Source organism: Vibrio sp. 10N.222.49.C9, from assembly GCF_041474985.1.
Lineage (GTDB): Bacteria > Pseudomonadota > Gammaproteobacteria > Enterobacterales > Vibrionaceae > Vibrio > Vibrio crassostreae_C.
Map to the genome: position 1 here is coordinate 1 of NZ_JBFRVD010000871.1, position 279 is coordinate 279.

The 279-nt window shown below is 50.5% G+C and carries 1 protein-coding gene; it reads right to left on the minus strand.

All coding sequences use genetic code 11. The annotated features are described in order from the left end of the window. A partial coding sequence (locus AB4585_RS26005; RefSeq protein ID WP_372171655.1) for an ABC transporter substrate-binding protein occupies positions 1–279 on the minus strand: 279 nt, incomplete at both ends.

A 279-nucleotide genomic window follows, 5' to 3' on the forward strand; every position in this document is an offset into this window, starting at 1 on the left:
CTGTTGGCATTGGCAACAAAGACCAATTCATCGTAAGCAGGTACGCCGTGCTCCTCTGGGAAGAATGCTTTGGCTTTAAAGCCCTCTAGTGCAAGCTGGTTGGTTTCAAAGTTGCGCAGTCCGCCCCAAATCGCATCTACTTTTCCGGAAGCCACCGACGACGACAGTGCCCAACCAACATTAATGATCTCTACATCTGAGAACTCAAGTCCCGCTGAGCGCAGCATAGTGCCAATTGTCGCTTCTTCATTGCCCGCAATTGCAACGCCGACTTTCTTA